Genomic DNA, 20,492 nt, shown 5'->3' with positions numbered 1-20,492 from the left:
TGGCTCAGTTGTTTGTAGGTCATCAGTCCTCCTTGATCTATTTGTAGCCACTTCCCTCTATTCACGCAAGAGGTCTAATATGCCGAAGTGAAAACCCTTGGCTAGATTCTATCGTTTTGGTAGGCGACTGTCCTATTTCTCTAGCAAGTACTCGCGATCGCTCCTTCCCTTAACACCACGCGATCTCGCTCCAGGGATTTCGCTACCATAAAAATCCTGATAGGATGCAGACTCTCTTGATTCGCCACTCGCCACTCTCCATTCACTCTTCGCCATTCCTATGGAAATTCCCCGCCTCCACCCCGACACGATCGAACAGGTTAAGCAGCGTACCGACATTGTGGATGTGGTGTCGGAGCATGTGGTGCTGCGAAAGCAAGGCAAGGATTTTGTCGGGCTATGTCCGTTTCACGATGATAAGTCGCCGAGTTTTTCGGTCAGCCCTGGCAAGCAGTTTTACTACTGCTTTAGCTGTGGAGCCGGGGGCAACGCGATTAAGTTTTTGATGGAGTTGGGCAAGCGTCCTTTTAGTGATGTGGTGCTGTCCTTAGCGCAGCGCTACGACGTGCCCGTGCAAACCCTGAAACCAGAGGAACGCCAAGAGTTCCAGCGGCAGGTTTCGTTGCGGGAACAGTTATATGAACTAGTGGCGATCGCATCAAAATTTTATGAACATGCCCTGTATCAATCGGCGGGATCAGCGGCGTTGGAATATTTGGAGGCACGCGGCTTGAGTCGGGCAACAATGCAGCAGTTTCAGCTAGGGTATGCGCCGGGGGGCTGGGAAACCTTAACGGGCTATTTGGTGGAGCAAAAGAAATATCCCGTGGAACTGGTGGAACGCGCCGGGTTAATTGTGCCGCGCAAAACGGGCGATGGGTATTATGATCGCTTTCGCGATCGCCTGATGATTCCGATTCATGATTTGCAGGGGCGAGTCATTGGCTTTGGTGGGCGCACCCTGACCGACGAGCAACCCAAATATCTCAACTCGCCGGATACGGAACTATTTGATAAGGGCAAGCTGCTGTTTGCGCTGGATAAAGCCCGTGCCGCGATCGCCAAACAGGATCAGGCTGTAATCGTGGAAGGCTACTTTGATGTGATTGCGCTGCATCATGCGGGCATTACCAATGTAGTTGCCTCTATGGGCACTGCCCTCAGTTCTGCCCAAGTGCGCCAACTATTGCGCTACACCGAATCGAAGCGGATTATCCTCAATTTTGATGCGGATAAAGCAGGCACCAAAGCCGCAGAACGGGCAGTGGGGGAAGTAGAATCTCTGGCTTACCGGGGCGATATTCAACTGCGCGTGTTGAATATTCCCGATGGCAAAGATCCAGACGACTTTTTGAAAACCCATCCTGCCAGCGAATACCAGACATTGTTAGATGAAGCCCCGCTCTGGCTCGATTGGCAAATGGAGCAGGCGATCGCCGCTAAAGATCTGCGTCAATCCGATCAGTTTCAAGCCGCAGTCCAGGCGATCGTCAAATTGCTAGGTAACTTGCCTAACGCCACTCTGCGAACTCACTATATCCATCGCTACGCCGAACGTCTCAGCCAAGGAGACTCACACCTAATGCTGCGGCTAGAGGAAGATTTGCGGATGCAGGTGCGGGGGGAACGGTGGCACGGGCGATCGCAAAAATGGCAGACCAAAAGCGATCGCAACCTGCTTGAAGAAGCCGAAATTCAATTACTGCGACTGTACTTATATGCCCCAGAACACCAAGCCGCGATCGTGGCAGCGTTGGAAGAACGTGACCTAGAATTTAGCCTCTCCCACCATCGCTTTCTCTGGCGACAAATTCAAGAAGTAGAGGAAACACCTATCATCCACCCATCCACCCCACCCGCTCCTCTTCTTAGCCTCATCCAAGATCGCTGCACCGACTACCCCGCCGAAATGATGCAGCTTTACGCCCTGTTCCAACTGGATGAAAAAACTAAACGGGATATCCTCCGGGCAGATCTCACCATTCGCGCTGCCACTGCCGTCATGGAGCGGATCATGTGTGAAAAACGCTGCCGCCACTTCCAGCAACTTTTAGCAGAAATAGACGATTCCAGCACACCTGAATTGGGTCAATACTACTGGCAAAAAATTCATACCGAAAAACGCCGTATTGCTGACCTCGATCGCGAGCGCCAAGTGAGCTTTGAAGACCTTGTTCAGGCTCCATGGGTCGGAGAGGTGCAGTAGAAGAGGGAAAGTAAAGCTTTGAGTTTTGAGTTTTGAGTTTTGGGTTTTGAGTTTCCCTCTCGCCCCTCGCCCCTTGCCTTTTCCTAGTCACAATTTAGCGTTTCCCGTGTTTTGCGTCCCGTCACTGGATTGGTGCCTTTTGCTGTTTTGCACAAAAGATCGTGGGCATCTTGGCGCAGATCTACATCGGTAAAGTCTGCTCCATCGATGATGGCTCCATCAAACTTGGCATTAAAGGCGAATGCACCTTCTAGCAATGCATTCGTCAAGTTTGCCCGTGAAAATCGCGCCGTGTCTAAAGTCGTGGTTCGCAAGTCAGCGCCCTCCAGATTGGCGTTATCTAAGTTGGCGCTAAAAAAGCTCACGCCGCGCAGGTCGGAACCGCTAAAGTTGCTTTCCCGCAGATTTGCCTTGGTGAAACTATCATCGGTTAAGACCTGCCCTGAAAAATCGGCACCGACTAAAAACTCTCGATTGTAATCTTCTGCCCACGCTGGAGCCATGGCAAAGAACCAAACCCCGATTCCTACAAAAACAAGCAACCCAGTGATGCACACTGTCACTATCTGCTTTTGCACGAGTTTCATTGCTGCTTCGCTAGCTTGGGTAAATTCGCTAGCTTGGGTAAAGTTGATTGAGTTGAATCGCTGATTATCCATTGACTATCGCCTAACTGTCTATGAAGGTGATTCAAAGGTGACTTGCCTATTTAGAGTTTTGCCTTGATGCTATCTGACTGCATTCAGCACAAATCACTGTATTTAAATCCTAACGGAATCTGTTGACCATCATTAGCCCATCAATCCAAACTGAAACAGTTGTATAAGTTTTTCACCTGTTTATGTCTCGACCCCCGCGATCTCCGCCCAAAATAGCTACATCCACGCTCGGTTCTCTCGGTGAAGATTTTGTGGCTCGATGGGCAGAAGCGCAAGGCTGGGTCATTCTAGAACGACAATGGCGCTGCCGTTGGGGAGAATTAGATGTGGTGATGGCACAGCGATCGCCCACTCCTTCAACCCATGCAGCTCCCTGGGCACTCATCGCCTTTGTGGAAATCAAAACGCGCAGTTCTGGCAACTGGGATGAAAACGGAGCATTGGCGATTACTCCTCAAAAGCAGGCAAAGCTTTGGAAAACCGCAGAATTATTTTTGAGTGAACATCCAGCCCTAGCAGCAGTGCCCTGTCAATTTGATGTAGCGCTCGTTTTAGGTCAACGACTGCGGGGTGAGATTGATCTCGCTCAGGTCGATGGCAAAACAGTGGCGATTGTCTCTGGCTATAAACTGACCCTACACAACTATATTTCGGCAGCATTTGGGTTGTAGAAGGAACATAGCGAATAAACCACACGATCCGTACACGTTATGTTGAGCTTCGCCAAGCTCAACATAACGCACAGTGACCAGATGTAAAGTTTTCCCTAGAAACAAGTCCAACTTCCAGAAAACTGAGGATGAATGTTACAAACTATTGCGGATGGACTGGGGGTGTCAACCCAATGCCGCACAATAATTTCGGAAGGTAAGTGAGTCTGAAGGTTCTGTATTGCTGTTACTCAAGATGTCCTAAACATCAAGATGCCTTAAACGTCAGTTTCCAGCATTACAGAGGCAGGGTTTGATCGCTGATGCCGCATTTAGCCTTCAAAAGACTGAATAAACCCTTGAAAAAGCGACTATTGAGTTTCATTAGCTAAGCTCAAAGCGTCCTTCAAATAGGGTTTAGGCTAAACTTAGCCCTTCGTTTGGGAATTCCCCATCTAAACACAATCGGTTCTATTCTTCTGGAGGAATCCATCAATGAGTATTGTCACGAAGTCAATCGTGAATGCAGATGCTGAAGCTCGTTACCTCAGCCCTGGTGAACTCGACCGGATTAAAGGCTTTGTCACCACGGGTGAAAAGCGCCTACGTATCGCTCAAACCCTGAGTGAATCCCGTGAGCGCATTGTGAAGCAAGCCGGCGACCAACTATTCCAAAAGCGCCCTGATGTGGTTTCTCCTGGTGGAAATGCATATGGCGAAGAAATGACCGCTACTTGCCTACGAGACTTAGATTACTATCTACGTCTTGTGACCTACGGTGTGGTAGCAGGTGATGTGACTCCGATCGAAGAAATCGGTATCGTTGGCGTTCGTGAAATGTATAACTCCTTGGGCACCCCCATTCCTGCGGTTGCTGAAGGAGTTCGGGCAATGAAGAACGTTGCAGCATCTTTGCTTTCTGGTGATGATGCCTCTGAAGCTGGTGCTTATTTCGACTACATTATCGGCGCAATGCAGTAAGCGGATCTAGTAATTAGAGTTTAGGGGCTAGAAATTGAAAAATTTTCTAACACCTGACACCCGACACCTATTGCTCTATAACCCAAGCATTTCATAAGACTACGTGATTTAAGGAATTTCAATCATGCAAGACGCAATTACCGCTGTCATTAATTCCTCTGATGTTCAAGGCAAATACCTTGATTCATCTGCTTTGGAAAGACTCAAAGGCTACTTCAACACTGGCGAACTGCGGGTTCGTGCAGCAACTGCAATTAGCTCTAACTCGGCTGCGATCGTCAAAGAAGCGGTGGCAAAATCTCTGCTTTACTCCGACATTACCCGTCCCGGCGGCAACATGTACACCACCCGTCGCTATGCTGCTTGCATCCGCGACCTCGACTACTACCTGCGTTACGCGACCTACGCAATGCTAGCGGGTGATCCTTCCATTTTGGATGAGCGTGTATTGAACGGTTTGAAAGAAACCTACAACTCCTTAGGTGTACCTGTTTCTGCAACTGTACAAGCCATTCAAGCCATTAAGGAAGTTGCTGCTGGTTTAGTGGGTGCTGATGCTGGTAAAGAGCTAGGCGTTTACCTTGACTACATTTCTTCTGGCTTAAGCTAACTAAAAGGCTGTCAGCTTAGTAATAGCGAAGTAGCTTTTTATAAGGTTTGGAAGTCTGGAGTGATGATTAGCTCATCGAAGACTATCTTTAATCAGTAGATTGGTTTTGATAAGCTAGTGTGACTCTCGACTTCCAGCCTTATGTTAAAAAAGTTAGAAATTTAGGATTAAAAGTTATTCGTTTGCCTTAAGTTCTTTGTACTTATCTTTTGGTATTCAGTTTTTACTTTTCAATTCTTGCATTCCTGCCAATTTGCGGTTCTCTGCTTCAGATTAAAATTTTTCAGCCACTCAGGAGAAAGCCTTCCATGCGCATGTTTAAGATTACTGCTTGCGTTCCTAGCCAAACTCGTATTCGGACGCAGCGCGAACTTCAAAATACATTTTTTACAAAGCTAGTTCCCTACGAAAACTGGTTTCGTGAACAACAACGAATTCAAAAAATGGGTGGCAAGATTGTTAAGGTTGAGTTGGCAACTGGCAAACCAGGCGCAAATGCTGGTTTAGCGTAACTAAGCTTTTTGGTTTTAAGAACTACGGTTTATTTCATTACCTATCGAGAAAGGGGTCAGCCGACCTCTTTTTTTATGCATGAAAAGTTATGGATGAAGAGGGCAAGGTGAACGATCGCTCCAACTTGATCGCAACTCCAGTAAGCTATCCTCAGTGGAAAACTGAGGCAGATTTGACTTCGTTGATCCATGGCGCTGTTCACATCTGGCGGGCTAGCACGTGTCAATCGTCCCAAATTCTAGATCAACTGCTGCAAACTCTTTCATCCGATGAGCAAGACCGGATAAAACGGCTGCAATCTAACCAACACCGATATCGGGCGATCGCCAGCCGGGGGATTTTGCGATCAATTTTGGCGCATTACCTGACCTGCAATCCCAAAACCGTGCAGTTCCAGTACGGCATCCACGGAAAGCCTGGGGTTAATCATAGTTCTTTACCCTCCCTAGAATTTAACCTGTCTCATTCTGAAGATCTGATTGTCTGCGCGATCGCCCTCCAGTCCGTTGGCATTGATGTAGAATTTCTTAGAGAGGTGCCTTACCGCGATCAACTCATCAAACGTTACTTTTCTCTGCAAGAGCAATCGATGCTCAATGCTCTACCTGCTGAGGCAAAAAATCAGGCTTTTTTTGAGTATTGGACTGGCAAAGAAGCAATGCTAAAAGCAACAGGATTAGGCATTTTTGACTTAAAAAAAGTTGAGCTAAACTCCATAGCGAAAAGCGTTCAGCTATCCTCTAGTCCTGGCTGTGATCAATCTTCAGCCGCTTGGCATTTATACTCTTTTGAACCAAGCTCCAATTATTTTGCAAGTATTGCGATCGCAATGCCCCCAATGCAGCTTAAATATTGGCAGTGGTAATTGTTGCAAAATTTGACAGGTTTACTCCTAATGCAAAAGGATTCATTAGAGTATGGAAACGATAGAAGATTGCGATCGTTTCTAGAGATTAATAGATTGTGGTAGTTTGATCGATTAATCTAAGGATATAAACTGTGTTTTTTGAGCAGTTATCCATCTCTTGAGAGTAAAAGCCGTCTGCGATGCGTTCTAAAACTTAGGGCAGCGATGCCAGGATATCATCGCATTATGGACTTTTCGATCGCCCTGCTGATTTGAGCTAGGGCGGAAGAGAGACACTCCAGGTGATCACGCTTAAATAACCTGGATCGACGACAACATTGGAATGCAATCACACGGACAAGGATCAATCGCTTCATGGACTTTTCGATCGCAGCCCTGCTGGCAAACTTCACCGACGATAAACTGGTTGCGCCTAAGGCGTTAGAAAAGAAACTAGATTGCAAAGATGACATCAGCATTCGCAAACTACAAATTGCATTGGATGCCCTGGAAAAAATTGGTGTCCTGGCAAAAGATCGAGGGCGCTACCGCCGACTGACCGAAGAGGGAGTGATCGAAGGCAAATTGCGCTGCTCTAGCAAAGGATTTTGCTTTGCCATTCAAGATATTGAAGGTGCTGACGACATTTATATTCGTGAGAGCCAGTTAAACAATGCTTGGAACAGCGATCGCGTCTTGGTTAAAGTGACGAAGGAAGGGAGCCGTCGCCGTAGCCCTGAGGGAGAAGTTAAACTCATTTTAGAACGGTCTAATCCTTCAATTTTGGCGCGAGTTAAGCAGGGTGAGGAAGGGTTTCGGGCTGTGCCCCTGGACGATCGCCTTCTGTTTGAACTGCACCTGCAATTGAATGGAGCTAGTTTAGAACAGGCGATCGACCAGCTAGTTCACATTCAAGTTTTGCGGTATCCCCTCGGTCAACAGCCGCCGATCGGCAAAGTTGCCCGGATCTTAGGCGGTGATTCCGATGCCTCCGATGTAGATATTGTCTGCTGCAAGCATGATCTGCTGCTAAATTTTCCAGAAGCCGTGCAGCAGGCTGCCAAAGCTCTTCCCACCAAAGTCACCAAAACCGAACTCAAAAAAAGGCTCGATTTACGCGACTTGACGACTATTTCCATAAAAGCAGATAGCCAGCACGCGAATCCTGACAGCATCGACGATGCCATTACCCTAGAAAAAACAGAGGCGGGGCTATGGCGATTGGGGGTTCATATTGCCGATGTCTCTCACTATGTTGAACCCGATTCAGCGATCGATCGCGAAGCTCAAAAACGCGGAGTCTCCGTTTATTTAGGAGACTTAATTGTGCCTATGCTGCCCCAACAGTTGAGTGGCAATCTGTGCGCCTTTCTCGTAGGCAAAGAGCGATTAGCCGTGTCCGTTTTGGTGACTCTCGATCTCGAAGGGCAAGTGATTGAGTACGAAATTCAACCCACTGCTATCCAAGTCGATTATCAACTGAGCTACCAACAAGCGCAGGCAATCTTGGAGCGAAATAATTCTGAGTCTACGGCGATCGACATTCAAGATTTCGCCCCCATTTTTGACTTGCTCGATAATGTGGCAGCAGTCAGCCAAGTTCTCAAAGAGCAACGCCGCCAGCGAGGCGCTTTTGAACTCAACCTGCCCGAAAAGAACTTGGCTAGCCGAAACTCTGAAAGTGGCACCACGCTGCAATTTACGCCCAAATTTCACTACGACGATGAAGGGGCACTCGGTGCTATGGTCGTGTCCCCTTCTGTTCCGACCCATGCCATGCTAGCCGAATGGATGTTGCTTGCCAATCAGCTAGTCGCGGCTCACTTGCAGACACTCAGCACTCCGGGTATTTATCGGGTGCATCCTACGCCTGATCCCGATGATGTCCAAGAACTGATGAAACTCGCTGGCAGCATGGGGATCGACTTACGGCTAGAACAAGACGATGTAGTCAAACCTCAAGATTATCAAGCCTTTACCCAAAAATTTGCAGAATCCGATGCTGAGCGGGTACTCACCTATCTGCTGCTGGAAACGCTTAAGCCTGCTTTTTACAGCACGACTCCTAAATCTCATTTTGGATTGGGGTTAGATCATGGCTATACTCATTTCACCTCACCGGTACGGCGTTATCCTGATTTGCTGGTGCATCGAGTTCTCCATGCCGTGTTTAATCATGGACGCGATCGCAAATCAACCCGCGCTAAAGAAGTGGTAAATTTACGCCACAGTAACGCCCAAGGGGAGATTAGCTGGAACGTGCTACCGCCAGAGATGCACCAAGAACTGGAAACTTATTTCCATACCGTGGTCATTCATTTAACCGAACGAGAGCGGATTGCTCAAGAAGCGGAACAAGACCTAGAAGGGCTGAAGAAAGCGGAACTGATGCGAGAGCGTACCGGTGAAATTTTCCACGGCTTGATTACCGGAGTCCAATCCTACGGGTTATTTGTCGAAATTGAGGAACTGTTAGTCGAAGGCTTGGTACATGTTAGTTCTCTCAAAGATGACTGGTATGAATATCGCTCTCGTCAGCAAACGTTAGTAGGTCGCAAAAACCGCAAACAATATCGCTTGGGCGATCGCATTGAAGTTCAAGTAAAAAGCGTTGATTACTACCGTCAGCAGATCGACCTACTAGCAGTGGGCGGTGGTAGTGAAGCGATCGATGACGATATCGAAGACGAAGATCAAGAAGACCCTGATCGGGAAGACAATCCTGAAAACGGAGGAGAGGAGTGATAGGCTGAGGCAGTAGGGGGTATTTTTGCGAAATATCGCGAAATATCTCTACGAAGGCTTCCTTTCTTTAAATTTTCCAGTGCATTCCTCTCCTCTCATTCTTGGTATTACGGGTGCCTCTGGGCTAATCTATGCTGTGCGGACGCTCAAATTTTTGTTGCAGGCAGACTATGCGGTTGAGCTAGTGGCTTCTAAGTCCGTTTATCAAGTGTGGCAGGCAGAGCAAACGGTGCGAATGCCGCCCGATCTTGCCCAGCAGGAAGCATTTTGGCGACAGCAATCGGGTGTGGAAACAGCGGGTAAATTGATCTGTCATGCTTGGAGCAATGTGGGAGCCACGATCGCCAGTGGCTCGTTTCGCACAATAGGCATGGTGGTCATTCCCTGTAGCATGGCTACCGTTGGTAAACTAGCAGCGGGTCTGAGTTCCGATCTGCTAGAACGTGCCGCTGATGTGCAGCTAAAGGAAGGGCGTAAACTTATCCTGGTTCCCCGCGAAACGCCTTTTAGCCTGATCCATCTGCGAAATTTGACGACTCTGGCAGAAGCGGGTGTCCGGATCGTTCCTGCCATTCCTGCTTGGTATCACCATCCCGAAACTATTGAAGATTTGGTCGATTTTGTGGTTGCCCGTGCCTTAGATCAGCTAGATATTGACTGTGTACCGCTGCGGCGATGGGATGGCGGCAAGGAAGATTACACAGGCTGACCCAGGGTTGCTTTGTCTTGAATGTGCGATCGCCCTTTGAGTAGGTAAGTCGTCATTTCACCTTTGCCTTTTATAGAAATGATGCCCCGCTCTTCCAAGCGATAGTGGTGCTTTAAGCAGTCGTAAGTTGCTTGTGTCACCTGAATTTCGCCGGGAATGCCGCTTGCTTCCATCCGACTCGCTGTGTTTACAGTATCGCCCCATAGGTCGTAGGCAAATTTTTTCAAGCCAATCACGCCTGCCACCACAGGTCCGGTATGAATGCCAACTCGAATGTTGAGGGTTTGTCCAATTTGCTGATTTAACAACCTGAGAGACTGCTGCATTTCAAGTGCCATGTCGGCGATCGCGGCGACATGATCAACACGAGCTTCGGGCAATCCTGCCACCACCATATAAGCATCGCCAATTGTTTTAATCTTTTCTAGGTCGTACTGAGCAGCCAGTTGGTCAAATAAGGAAAACACCTGATTGAGCAGATTTACTAAGGCTTCGGGCGGCATCTGGGCAGACAGTTGAGTAAAACCGACAATATCGGCAAACAGTACCGATACTTCAGTGAAATTATCTGCAATGCTGTTGGATTCGTGTTTCAACCGTTCGGCGATCGACTGCGGCAAAATATTGAGCAACAGCCGCTCCGATTTTTCTTGCTCAGCAACTAGAACTTGACGCGCCTTAAACTCTGACCGGGCTAACCGTTCATACATAAATACCGACAGATTGCAGAAGAAGAAAAACCAAAATAAGGTTAAGTAACTTTCTCCTAGTGACTCACCGGTTGTTCCAGTAGTGCCCGTAATTTGTCCTACCCAATTGCTTCCTACATAACAGAGGATAATACCCAACTGAGCCGCCAGATGCAGTCGCCAGCGGACTGGAATGAAAGCAGCTAAGAAGAAAAACGGCGGCATCCATAGATAGTAATTGTTGGCTTCAGAGTGTCCACGCTGGGTGACCAAGATTAGAAAAAAGAGGGGAAAGCTCCAGGCAACGCCGAGAAACACCCATGCCAGATGTCGTTGTCCGAATCGAGTTTGCAGCACGGCTAAACAAATCAGCAAGACAACCGAGCTAAATGCGGAAACGGTCAGCCAAAAGTTGTCAAAGCGATCGCGGTCAAAAAGTGCAGTAAATAGATCAAACGGGAGAAAGCTGAGATGGTACAGCAACCACAGCACAATGGCAATTCGCAGTCGATTGAGCAAAAATCGCTGCTGCCATTGCTCATAGCTCGCGGCACCAGAGTCACCCGGATTTGCAACCAGTTCTTGAATCCATCGCTGCGATCGAGATTGTCGGCGCGGTCTTGACCCATCTTGCTTCATGGTTGATGCCCCTGCTTTTTCTCATCTGTATCAGAGTGCCTTAAACAAAGCCGTTTGTTCAAGCAGAATCAGAACTTAAAGAGAGTCTGCGGTTCATCAACCCCTTTAAAGTTGATTGCGGGTTTTGAGTTGCAGGTAGCGATCGACCAGATCTTCACTCAGGCGATCGGCGGGTGCATCCAAAACTAGCACGCCTTTTTGTTTTAGCTTTGCCATGGTGAGTTGTCGCTGTGCCAACAAATCTAGGGCAACGGCACGGGCGTAAGCATCCGGAACAGTGGTAATGGGGCTGTGGGCTTTGAGATCCACTTGAGGATCGCGCAGTGTAACGCAAAAGGGCAAATGGCGCGGAGCCAGACGAGTCATGGCAGCTAGCAATTCCGCTGAAGCGATTTCGTCGATCACATCGGTGATCAGCACCACGAGGGCGCGCCGGATTTGGCGAGTGGCGATCGCGCTCACGGTTCCCAAATAATCGGGTTCCAGCAATTCCGGCTGAATCGGGCTGAGTCGTTCTAGAATCTTTGGCAGTTGGGTTTGTCCTCGTTCTGGCGGAATCCAGGTGTGGATCTGGCGATCGAACACGCCCACCCCCACGCGATCGCCCCGCTGCAAGCCTGCCAATACCAAAGATAATGTGGCATTCAGCCCCCAATCAAACCGCGCCAAGCCTTTCACCTGTGCCGTCATCAGCCGTCCCCGATCCAGCAGCACGATCAAGGTTTGTTCCTGTTCTGGCTCCAGCACTCGCACTACCACTCGACTACGCCGCGCCGTTGCTTTCCAGTCAATTAAGCGCGGATCATCGCCACTGACGTATTCGCGCAATTCCGAAAACTCGGTGCCCATGCCGTGCCTGCGCGCTTGCCGGATGTTGCCCGTGGTTTGCAGCGTCAATCGAATTGAGAGCGATCGCAGCCCAATTAAATCGGGATAGACTGCGATCGTCTGGCTTTGGGGAACCTTCCAGTCGTGCCATGCTAAGCCCCACCGCCCCAGCTGCCGCACCTGAATATCGCCCCATGGATATTCGCCCCGTTTCGGCGGAAACGCAGTGTAGGTCAACTCTTGCGTTTGCTCCGCAGGCAACGTTAAAGTCAGCACGCTTTCTGAAGTAGAAAACTCTTGGGGTGCATAGTCCCGAATTTGCAGCACTGCTGGCTGTTTTCGCGATTTCACCGTTAGCCGCACCGGATTCTTGCGCCCAATGGAAAGCCGCTCTAGGCGATCGCGCGTCACTGTTACTCGATTCGCCTTACCAGTCAGCCCATCCACTAGCATCAACCCCAACACCACTGCATCAAAGCCCAAGGTCAACAGGATGGAAAATCCTAGAAAACGCGGACTGATTAAGTCACTACCGACTGTGGCAATCCCTAAGCCAACAGTCGTTCCTAAAAGTAGCAACCAATAAACACGACGTGAGGGAATCATCGCAAAGCACCGTAGAAATGTATTACACGCAAAAATCAAGAGTTAGCTGCTGAGTCAACTGAGCAATAGCAGCAGTATTTTCTTCATGAACCTTGTAGTTTGTGATAAATAATTCTTTTCCCTTGGCTGCCCGGTCTTGTTTATAGTTATTCATGCCATATTGAAGTTCCCATTCATGAATATTTGCGAATTGAAAATGCTTTCTGATTTCTGGGCAGTCGTCGTAGGTAATTAACCATTGATGATTACATTCCTTTAGAAGTTGAGCGAATCTATCATGTTCAAAAGATGTATGTAAATCTCCTTTCTTACCATAAAGCTTAGATTTTCTAGCACTGTAGTAAGGCGGATCTAAGAAAATAAAAACTTCTTTTCCAGGTTTAGTTAACAGTTCACCATAATCAAGATTAGTTATTTCAACATCCTCTAATATATGTTCTATTTTCGCTAACCGTTCTATGGATGAAAGAGTAAATCTTCCTTGAAAAGCTCCCTCAGAGTATCCTCCAGACTCTACTGTTCCTGAAAAAGTGATCCGATTGAGTACAAAAAAGCGAATGGCTCGGTCTAATGCTGATAGTTGAGCAACATTAATTTGAGTTAGCATTTCAAACAAGGCTTTTCCATTCTGATATTCATCTCGGAGCTTTTTTACTCCTGCAATTAAGTCAGGTAATTCACTTTGAGAATATTTCCAAAAAAGAAAGAGATTTTGATTGAGATCGTTTATCCAGAAATTTAGTTTTGGATACGTTTGTTTTAGATGAATAAATAAAGAGCCACCACCTAAAAATGGTTCTCGATACTCCGAAAAGTTGGCAGGCAAATAGTTTATGATTTGAGGAATTGCTCTTGATTTTCCACCAGGATAGCGTAAAGGACTTTTGATCATGACTTATCCTATCTGCACCATAAAATTATTGCTATTAGCTTCATTGAATACTTTCTGAATTAGCTGTTTGTCAGATCTACTGAAGCTATTTAAACTAAGAAAGTCTTGTACTAGAATCTCAGGTGAGGTTGAAATAATATTCCCTTTGATGTAGGGAGATGTCAGTTTTAAGGAGGCTCTGTGAGATCGTCTTTCTTTATTTCTATAAACTTGATCTAAATTCTGATAAAGCATCATTTTTAGAAGTCCATCCTTAATATCACCGATCTTTGGAAGTAGTGAAGTATTAGTATTTTTAGCTTCAGTCAATAAAATGTATTCACCATAATCTGTCACTTCATCTACAGTAAAAAAATACTTTCCGCCAATATAGTTGGTGATTGTAATGCTTGCTTTTGTAATTGTTTCTAGATATTCACCAATGTGAGTTGTTCTAATTTCTCTGGATTGAGCTTGCTCTGCCTTTCGCCGAGAAGATTCCATAAAATCATTAACATCACTTTGAAGCTCTTGTTTAAACCGATAGAAACCTTCCTCCGATTTTAGCTGGATACCTGTAGTTGCTGAAATCATTTGCCAAGCGAGTATCTGGCGATCGATTAAGCTCGGCAGGGTTTCTCGTAACTCCTTCAGATTCCAATGCAATGCCGAGCTTTGATACGTTGTAAATTCTCTAATTTTTTCTAAAATCAAACTATTATCAAATTGTTGCCCTGTAATTTTATTGGGTCTTTTAGGATTAATAATTGCTTGATTGTAATATCCAAAAATGACGTAGACTTCCAACAAGCTCATCAGAGAAATTGTGTCCCACTGAATAAAGTCTCTATCGCCACCGATTCCCTCATCTTTGACGATGGGAATCACAGTAATTCTTTTACTCTTTTGTAATGAGTCATATACTCTTGCATAGGGATAGGATCGGCTACGTTTAGGTGAAAGCCATTTACTCAGAGCAAACTCATTATTTCCATCCTGAATAATGCAACTGGTTGGAGTTTTATTGACATCTAGAGTTTCAAGATTAAACTTCTTCAAGTTGCGGTGGATAGTTGGCTGATAATGAATTCCTTCTATAACGGCTGTGATGCTCATATCCGACATAAAGTTCATCGTTCAATTGTAGGCTTTCAGACCTTAAACTTAGCGGGGAACGGAAACTTGACTGAGAAGGGATGAGATCGCGCTTTCCACTTGTACTCCGTCTAGCTGAGCTTCTGGCTGCAAAATTAAGCGGTGGCGCAGGATTGGAGCCGCGATCGCTTTGATATCGTCGGGAGTCACAAAATCACGGTGAGCTAGCCACGCTTGCGCTTTGCTTGCCTGAAGCCACGCCACTGCTGCACGGGGAGACGCACCTAAAAATAGGTCGGGATGTTGGCGCGATCGCTGCACCAGTGCCAGCAAATAATCTACTAGCGCATCGGTTAGTTTCACATCCCGTAGCGATCGTCGGGCTGCCAAAATGTGATCAGCAGACAGGATCGGCTTCAGGGCTGCCAAATCTTGTCGCTTTGTTTGCAGCCCTGTCTGACTGTTGATTAGCATTTGCCGTTCGGCTTTCGTTTCGGGATACTCCACCAATAGCTTGAACAGGAAGCGATCGAGTTGCGCTTCGGGCAAAGGATAGGTGCCTTCAAATTCCAGGGAGTTTTGGGTGGCAATCACCCAGAACAGATCGGGCAGCAACAGGCTTTGTCCGTCTAAAGTTACCTGCTGTTCTTCCATTGCTTCTAGCAAGGCAGACTGGGTTTTCGGCGGCGTGCGATTAATTTCGTCCGCCAGCAGCACTTGGGTAAACACCGGACCTTTTTGCAGCGTGAAACTGCGGGTATTCAAATCAAAAATGTTCGTGCCTAAAATATCCGAGGGCAAGACATCGGGCGTAAGCTGAATTCGGCGAAACTCTGCCTGCATTAGTTGAGCGATCGCCTTCACTGTCAGCGTTTTTCCCGTTCCTGGCACTCCTTCCACAATGACGTGCCCTCCTGCCAACAGCGCCACCATTAGCTGCTGAACTAAGGCAGTTTGTCCCACCACAATTTGGCTGAGAGATTGAGAGAGGCGATCAAAGGCGGCGTTTAGGTCAGGCATAGGAGGAATGGCGAAGGACAAAGGGCGAAGGACGAGTAGGGAATGGCAATTAACTTTCTTGAATCCTTTCAAGCATACATTCCTCACGATCGCCCCTCAAATATTTGCTGTAACTAAAGCGCGATCGCTTTGATTGCGGTTAAATATCGCTCTTTGATATCGTTCCGGTCTAACTCTTCCGAGATTCCATTCTGGCTACCGCGCTCAATCATTTCGGCGTGTCGTCGGAGGACGGCTTGGTCTGAGGGGCGGCGGGTGAACGAGGCAATTACCGCGATCGCCTCCAATAATCGCATTGTCACAGCCACGCTCGACTGTCCATATTGCCGAATTTGATTAAAGGCAGCATCCACAACATCGACAAACGCGATCGGTTCAGCAATGATGCGAAGTTGGTTGTGATCATCGTAGCGGTAGGGAGAGGGAATCTCTTGCTGGACGAAGTGACACAGGGCAGCAGTTAACTGATCGATGCAGCGAATGGCAGTAAACGGATCGTTAATTCCGGGCGACAGTGCCCGGACTGCAATCTCTACCAGTTGATCGATCGAGAACTCGATATCTTGCTGCTCGGTGCGTTGGGAGCCAAACACAAAACCGTTGTTGATTTGGGCAGCAAGCGGCTTGTTGACTCGTTCTTCTGGAAAAACGCGCGCCAATTCTCTACCTTGAACCACAAAGCGACCGGGACGCTGTTGAATTCGTAAGAGTAGATTCTTTTCTATGGCAATCTGCATCAGTTGGTTATCATCGATCGCTTGAATGTAGCCACTGTTACTTGCTTTGATGGCAGCAGAAGCGCGCTCAAAGTCGGGTGGAATATCTGCGATGCCTTGTTCCTGTTGCCTAGAAACACTGCGTCCAATCTTTTCAGGAAAAAGGCGATCAATCGCAGCATCAAGCTCGTGACCCACTTTTTTGATCACCTGATCGACTTGAATCGATGAGGCAGAATGATGAATGAAGTAGATCAATACCCCAATGCTGGCGATCGCTAAGCCAATCCCCAACGTCACTGAAAGGTGCGGCACGAACTCATTTTCTTCTACGCCATTAATCGTTCGCAGCACCATTAAGCTGTAAACAAACGTGGAAATGAACGTTCCTAGCACGATTTGATTGCCCGTATCTTGCATAAAGTTACGCAGCAAGCGCGGACCAAATTGGGAAGAGGCAAGCTGAAGGGCAACGATCGTAATCGAAAAAGCGGTAGTGGCAACGCTCACCATTGAACCCGCAATCGCTGAAAGAATTGCCCGTGAACCATTAGGACCGAGCGAATAAGCCCAGCCCAGATTGCTAATGATGTCGGTTTCTTGTCCTTGGTCGATCGCAATCGTGATAAACGACAGCGCGATCGCTAGCACGACCATCAGACTTGGCACAAACCAGAAACTGGAATGCAAAGAGTCCCATAGTTTACTAAGCTTTGCGTATTTCATTGATCGCTCTGAGCCTGCTGGATTGAATGCCTGTTACCATCCTCAGATCCATTATGTTGAGTGTGAATATGTTGAGAATGGATGTCAGCCAAATGTCTAAGAGCGTAGCTGATGCTGCGAGGCTGTGGCACGTCGCCTTTTCCGGCAGCCCAGCCTTCTCGTTGATGAGCGCGATCGCCATCAGTCGCTTCGGTTTGATCATGAAACAAAATTTGCTGGGTGGGAAAGGGAAGATCAATGCCGTTGGCTGTCAGCTTGTTTTTGATATTGGTCAAAACCTGATCTTGCAGATCTAAAACATCTGCTCGACGTGGCGGATTCACCCACCAACGAGCGCGAATATTCACGGTGCTGCCTGCCAACTCAACCACGATCGCATCTGCCGCAGGGCTGGGTAATACTCCAGCGGTTTCGCGCATCGCCGCCAAAATCAACTGTCTCGCCGTATCGATATCATCGCCGTAGCCAATCCCAATGTCATATTCCAAACGACGATTTTCAAAAGCAGTATTAACAATGACTGAGTTGGTGAATAGCTCGGAATTAGGAATCACAATTCGCCGACCATCGTAGGTTCTAATCATCGTGGCGCGGGTTTGAATTTGTTCGACCGTGCCCTCAAAACTCTTAAAAACAATTTGATCATCAATCTGAAATGGTTCAGTCAGCAGGATCAAAATACCCGCTAAAAAGTTCTGGAGAATATCACGAAAGGCAAACCCGATCGCGACCCCACTAATTCCCAATAGCTGAACCAAATCACCCGCTTTGAGCGATGGAATCACGATTGACAGGGCAATAAATAATCCCGCCAAAATCGTTGTTCCTTGCGCCAATCGCCCCAAGACTAAGCCTAAATTGCGAGCTTGGCGGTGATGTCGAGTCAGATTCTTTACGGTTCGCTTAATCACTCTAGCGAGGAAGAAAAATATCGTAAAGACAATCAGCGCCAGCACAATATTAGGCAGCAAGGTAAAAAAGCTGTTTGCCATTGCCTGAATTTTGTCCCATACCGTAGAGAGTTCTGAATTCATCGCTTTATTTCTAAATCGCCATCAGACCTTACCTAAAATCAGCAAAATAAACGTCTACCTCAGGTTTAGGATTTCAAATGTTCAAAATTTGGCGTTGCTGAATGGCGATATGAATACCCTCATCCCCAACCCTTCTCCCCAAGGAGAAGGGAGCCAGAAATCTTGTTCCCTTCTCCTTGGGGCGAGGGCTAGGGTGAGGGCGGATTTCAGAATTCATAGACTGATTCAGCAACGCGCAAAATTCTTGCGAAGTAACGCATCATTATTTGGCTCAGCGATCGCGTTGTTGCAAGTTGTGAATTTCTGTTCGCAATGCCATAATTTCTGTCCGCAAGGCTTCAATCGATTTTGCGCCAGCCAGTTCAGCTTTTTCATCCTCTGCATCTTGCCCAATAAAAAACGTTGCTAGCGTCGCAGTGACATAACCAAACATCGCAAAAGCATACAGCGCCAGCAGAAAAAACAAGATGCGACCTTCTGCCGTCTGGGGACTGTACTCAGATCCCATGGTGGTCATGAGCATTGCCGTCCACCAAAGGGCAGTGCCATAGTTATCAAACCCCGGCGCGTTGGGTGCTGCCTGCTCAAAGGCATACATGCCAGCCGCACCTGCCAAAGTGACGATCGCAGTCAGCAGCACCACATAGCCAAACCCGCGTCGGGTAAAGTTTGCCGCCAGCGATCGCATACTTCGATTCGTTCGCGTTAGCACCCGTAGCAACTGCAAACCCCGCACCGCTCGCGTAGTTTGCAGCACCCGGAACACCCTAATAATCCGCACTGTTCTGAAGGCTGGAAGCAGCAGTGAGATTGCGGTTAGCCACTGCGCTTTGAGATACGCCACTTTACGAGGAGCCAAAAGCAGCTTAATGCCAAACTCGACAATGAACATGATCCAAATGGTGATGCTCAACCCTTCTAAAAATGAATTTAAGCCATAGGTCAATTCCAGCACAAACAGCGCTAACCAGATAAAGCTAAGCACCAACATTGGGATATCAAGCCAGTCTTCAAGCTGCTGCAAAAGCTCGGAGCGTTCGTGTTCAAGAGCCTGTTTTTCAGTAAGTTTGAGTGAATTCATACACAGGCTTTAGCAATCTCTAGAACGGGTTTTCTGCAACCTTGGGGCACTTGCACAGATATCTACTGCTATATTAATGCGCCCTCCCTAAGCTCCTATACGAATTCCACTTTCAAGGACGATGCAGCCAGTTGAAAACACCCAGTGAGACAACGACTCCGACAAAGTGAGCCGTTAGACCTGTAGTATTTGCTGCTGCTACAAACACATCGAGCGATCGAATAATTCGATTTGGATCATAAATTGCCACTCCTTGCGGTTGAGCAATTGATTTAGACAACAGCACTCCAACCGTTGCGCCCATTCCCAAAATCATGAGCAACATTCCAACTAAACCCGTGATTACGCCCAACCGTAGCACCTGCATCACCTTTGCTCGTTTTGGATGAATGGCAGGATTAGAATTGCCAAGCCGCTTAGAAAACCGGATCAGTCGGAAGGCTAGGTAACTCCCAAACAGCAAAACTAAAATACCGCAGACCGCCCAGAAGATGGCAATTCCTAGCCCCGGAGTGGTGGTTTGGGTTGGAGCAATGCCAACATTAGGAACTCTCACAGAAGGGGCGATCGCTTGATTAAAACTTCGCCCAGAAATCGCCAGCAACAACAGCACACTGGCAAGGCTCGCCAGCCCAATTTGCAGAACGAAACTGACCCAGCTAGCAACCCGTAAAATGGTTGCCACCTGCTCAAGTTTGAGATTTAGCGATGTCTCATGACTGGTTTGCATACTGTTGTCGCCAAGTTAGTTGAAGTGATTTGACAAATTAACTTGATGTGCAACTAATTTGCCCTCATCCCAACCCTTCTCCCTAAGGAGAAGGGCTTTCGGACGTTTCTTGTCCCCTCTCCTACTGGGAGAGGGCTAGGGTGAGGGCAGTCCTTGCGCTGTTTCAAAGAAGTTGCACATCGCGTAAATTAACGACCTACAATGTAGTTTGCCGCGGCTGCATTCGCAGGAAGCGGACTAATTTTTCCTTGGTACACCAACACTTGATGAATTAAGGCAGCCACTTCTCCACGGCTTGCAGGCTGGGTTGGGTTCAAAATCCGGCGATTAGGATGGTTGACCACAATTCCGGCTGCGGTTGTTTCAGCCACCGCATCAACGGCATACTCAGGAATCTGGGCAGCATCCTGATAGTAATCGCTTGCAACTACCGAAACTGGACGTTGCGACGCATTGCCATTACTAGTAGGCTGTCAACTTTATTTTGGTGGATAGATGGGAGAGAATAGAGCGGCAGCTACCTCTGAACCAATCATG

19 protein-coding genes are annotated in these 20,492 nt (G+C 47.6%); 8 read left to right on the top strand and 11 right to left on the bottom strand.

What is annotated here, in order from left to right:
• The first annotated feature begins 280 nt into the window (after window positions 1-280).
• Window positions 281-2,206 carry a DNA primase gene (dnaG, locus tag AB3R30_RS24790; RefSeq protein WP_458651884.1) on the top strand — a complete coding sequence of 642 codons (1,926 nt, stop codon included), beginning with the start codon at window positions 281-283 and terminating at the stop codon, window positions 2,204-2,206.
• Window positions 2,207-2,289: 83 nt separating this feature from the next.
• Here dnaG and AB3R30_RS24785 read toward each other — a convergent pair whose 3' ends face one another.
• Window positions 2,290-2,865, bottom strand: coding sequence for a pentapeptide repeat-containing protein (locus AB3R30_RS24785; RefSeq protein WP_458651883.1), 576 nt, complete (start codon window positions 2,863-2,865; stop codon window positions 2,290-2,292).
• 182 nt (window positions 2,866-3,047) lie between these two features.
• Between AB3R30_RS24785 and AB3R30_RS24780 the strand changes: the two genes are divergently transcribed.
• The 7 genes from AB3R30_RS24780 to AB3R30_RS24750 all read left to right on the top strand — a co-directional run bounded on the left by AB3R30_RS24780 (window position 3,048) and on the right by AB3R30_RS24750 (window position 9,920).
• Complete coding sequence (locus AB3R30_RS24780) at window positions 3,048-3,536, top strand: YraN family protein (protein WP_458651882.1); 489 nt, start codon at window positions 3,048-3,050, stop codon at window positions 3,534-3,536.
• 474 nt (window positions 3,537-4,010) lie between these two features.
• On the top strand, window positions 4,011-4,496 hold the full coding sequence (gene apcA, locus AB3R30_RS24775; RefSeq protein WP_458651881.1) for an allophycocyanin subunit alpha: 486 nt from the start codon (window positions 4,011-4,013) through the stop codon (window positions 4,494-4,496).
• A gap of 124 nt (window positions 4,497-4,620) precedes the next feature.
• Complete coding sequence (apcB, locus tag AB3R30_RS24770; RefSeq protein ID WP_458651880.1) at window positions 4,621-5,106, top strand: allophycocyanin subunit beta; 486 nt, start codon at window positions 4,621-4,623, stop codon at window positions 5,104-5,106.
• 308 nt (window positions 5,107-5,414) lie between these two features.
• A complete protein-coding gene (locus AB3R30_RS24765) occupies window positions 5,415-5,618 on the top strand; it encodes a phycobilisome linker polypeptide (RefSeq protein WP_458651879.1) in 204 nt (67 codons plus the stop codon).
• An 89-nt stretch (window positions 5,619-5,707) separates the two neighbouring features.
• The gene (locus tag AB3R30_RS24760) at window positions 5,708-6,484 is read left to right on the top strand and encodes a 4'-phosphopantetheinyl transferase family protein (protein WP_458651878.1); all 777 of its coding nucleotides are present in this window, start codon (window positions 5,708-5,710) and stop codon (window positions 6,482-6,484) included.
• Between the two features lie 357 nt (window positions 6,485-6,841).
• Window positions 6,842-9,211, top strand: a complete 2,370-nt coding sequence (locus AB3R30_RS24755; protein ID WP_458651877.1) for a ribonuclease R family protein — start codon at window positions 6,842-6,844, stop codon at window positions 9,209-9,211.
• Between the two features lie 79 nt (window positions 9,212-9,290).
• A complete protein-coding gene (locus AB3R30_RS24750) occupies window positions 9,291-9,920 on the top strand; it encodes a flavin prenyltransferase UbiX (protein ID WP_458651876.1) in 630 nt (209 codons plus the stop codon).
• Here the strand turns inward: AB3R30_RS24750 and AB3R30_RS24745 are convergent.
• From AB3R30_RS24745 to AB3R30_RS24700, 10 genes are all read right to left on the bottom strand, one after another.
• Window positions 9,908-11,248, bottom strand: coding sequence for an adenylate/guanylate cyclase domain-containing protein (locus AB3R30_RS24745; RefSeq protein ID WP_458651875.1), 1,341 nt, complete (start codon window positions 11,246-11,248; stop codon window positions 9,908-9,910). The two genes, AB3R30_RS24750 and AB3R30_RS24745, sit on opposite strands and share 13 nt — an antisense overlap.
• 105 nt (window positions 11,249-11,353) lie before the next feature.
• Window positions 11,354-12,682, bottom strand: a complete 1,329-nt coding sequence (locus AB3R30_RS24740) for a DUF58 domain-containing protein (protein ID WP_458651874.1) — start codon at window positions 12,680-12,682, stop codon at window positions 11,354-11,356.
• A 22-nt stretch (window positions 12,683-12,704) separates the two neighbouring features.
• Entirely contained in the window at window positions 12,705-13,574 is an 870-nt protein-coding gene (locus tag AB3R30_RS24735) for a DNA adenine methylase (RefSeq protein ID WP_458651873.1), read from the bottom strand.
• Window positions 13,575-13,577: 3 nt separating this feature from the next.
• A complete protein-coding gene (locus AB3R30_RS24730) occupies window positions 13,578-14,687 on the bottom strand; it encodes a hypothetical protein (RefSeq protein ID WP_458651872.1) in 1,110 nt (369 codons plus the stop codon).
• A 30-nt stretch (window positions 14,688-14,717) separates the two neighbouring features.
• Window positions 14,718-15,668 carry an AAA family ATPase gene (locus AB3R30_RS24725; RefSeq protein WP_458651871.1) on the bottom strand — a complete coding sequence of 317 codons (951 nt, stop codon included), beginning with the start codon at window positions 15,666-15,668 and terminating at the stop codon, window positions 14,718-14,720.
• 113 nt (window positions 15,669-15,781) lie between these two features.
• On the bottom strand, window positions 15,782-17,110 hold the full coding sequence (locus AB3R30_RS24720) for a DUF2254 domain-containing protein (protein ID WP_458651870.1): 1,329 nt from the start codon (window positions 17,108-17,110) through the stop codon (window positions 15,782-15,784).
• Window positions 17,107-18,144 (bottom strand): mechanosensitive ion channel family protein, encoded by a 1,038-nt coding sequence (locus AB3R30_RS24715; RefSeq protein WP_458651869.1) that lies wholly within the window; start codon window positions 18,142-18,144, stop codon window positions 17,107-17,109. The genes AB3R30_RS24720 and AB3R30_RS24715 overlap by 4 nt, the downstream gene beginning before the upstream one ends.
• A gap of 271 nt (window positions 18,145-18,415) precedes the next feature.
• Window positions 18,416-19,225, bottom strand: coding sequence for an ion transporter (locus AB3R30_RS24710; RefSeq protein ID WP_458651868.1), 810 nt, complete (start codon window positions 19,223-19,225; stop codon window positions 18,416-18,418).
• A 112-nt stretch (window positions 19,226-19,337) separates the two neighbouring features.
• Window positions 19,338-19,955, bottom strand: coding sequence for a DUF3611 family protein (locus AB3R30_RS24705; RefSeq protein ID WP_458651867.1), 618 nt, complete (start codon window positions 19,953-19,955; stop codon window positions 19,338-19,340).
• A 188-nt stretch (window positions 19,956-20,143) separates the two neighbouring features.
• Window positions 20,144-20,326 carry a hypothetical protein gene (locus tag AB3R30_RS24700; protein ID WP_458651866.1) on the bottom strand — a complete coding sequence of 61 codons (183 nt, stop codon included), beginning with the start codon at window positions 20,324-20,326 and terminating at the stop codon, window positions 20,144-20,146.
• Window positions 20,327-20,492 lie beyond the last annotated feature (166 nt).

The organism is Sivoneniella epilithica UHCC 1019, assembly GCF_040830845.1.
Taxonomy (GTDB): domain Bacteria; phylum Cyanobacteriota; class Cyanobacteriia; order Leptolyngbyales; family Leptolyngbyaceae; genus ULC077BIN1.
This window is presented reverse-complemented; position numbering and strand designations above follow the sequence as displayed.

Excerpts from the sequence above, each read along its gene's own strand:
- AB3R30_RS24735 (WP_458651873.1), bottom strand. The coding sequence starts at position 13,574 with ATGATCAAAAGTCCTTTACGCTATCCTGGTGGAAAATCAAGAGCAATT.
- AB3R30_RS24740 (WP_458651874.1), bottom strand. The coding sequence starts at position 12,682 with ATGATTCCCTCACGTCGTGTTTATTGGTTGCTACTTTTAGGAACGACT.
- apcA (WP_458651881.1), top strand. The coding sequence starts at position 4,011 with ATGAGTATTGTCACGAAGTCAATCGTGAATGCAGATGCTGAAGCTCGT.
- AB3R30_RS24765 (WP_458651879.1), top strand. The coding sequence starts at position 5,415 with ATGCGCATGTTTAAGATTACTGCTTGCGTTCCTAGCCAAACTCGTATT.
- apcB (WP_458651880.1), top strand. The coding sequence starts at position 4,621 with ATGCAAGACGCAATTACCGCTGTCATTAATTCCTCTGATGTTCAAGGC.
- AB3R30_RS24725 (WP_458651871.1), bottom strand. The coding sequence starts at position 15,668 with ATGCCTGACCTAAACGCCGCCTTTGATCGCCTCTCTCAATCTCTCAGC.
- AB3R30_RS24780 (WP_458651882.1), top strand. The coding sequence starts at position 3,048 with ATGTCTCGACCCCCGCGATCTCCGCCCAAAATAGCTACATCCACGCTC.
- AB3R30_RS24715 (WP_458651869.1), bottom strand. The coding sequence starts at position 18,144 with ATGAATTCAGAACTCTCTACGGTATGGGACAAAATTCAGGCAATGGCA.
- AB3R30_RS24730 (WP_458651872.1), bottom strand. The coding sequence starts at position 14,687 with ATGAACTTTATGTCGGATATGAGCATCACAGCCGTTATAGAAGGAATT.
- AB3R30_RS24705 (WP_458651867.1), bottom strand. The coding sequence starts at position 19,955 with ATGCAAACCAGTCATGAGACATCGCTAAATCTCAAACTTGAGCAGGTG.
- dnaG (WP_458651884.1), top strand. The coding sequence starts at position 281 with ATGGAAATTCCCCGCCTCCACCCCGACACGATCGAACAGGTTAAGCAG.
- AB3R30_RS24785 (WP_458651883.1), bottom strand. The coding sequence starts at position 2,865 with ATGGATAATCAGCGATTCAACTCAATCAACTTTACCCAAGCTAGCGAA.
- AB3R30_RS24755 (WP_458651877.1), top strand. The coding sequence starts at position 6,842 with ATGGACTTTTCGATCGCAGCCCTGCTGGCAAACTTCACCGACGATAAA.
- AB3R30_RS24760 (WP_458651878.1), top strand. The coding sequence starts at position 5,708 with ATGGATGAAGAGGGCAAGGTGAACGATCGCTCCAACTTGATCGCAACT.
- AB3R30_RS24745 (WP_458651875.1), bottom strand. The coding sequence starts at position 11,248 with ATGAAGCAAGATGGGTCAAGACCGCGCCGACAATCTCGATCGCAGCGA.
- AB3R30_RS24710 (WP_458651868.1), bottom strand. The coding sequence starts at position 19,225 with ATGAATTCACTCAAACTTACTGAAAAACAGGCTCTTGAACACGAACGC.
- AB3R30_RS24720 (WP_458651870.1), bottom strand. The coding sequence starts at position 17,110 with ATGAAATACGCAAAGCTTAGTAAACTATGGGACTCTTTGCATTCCAGT.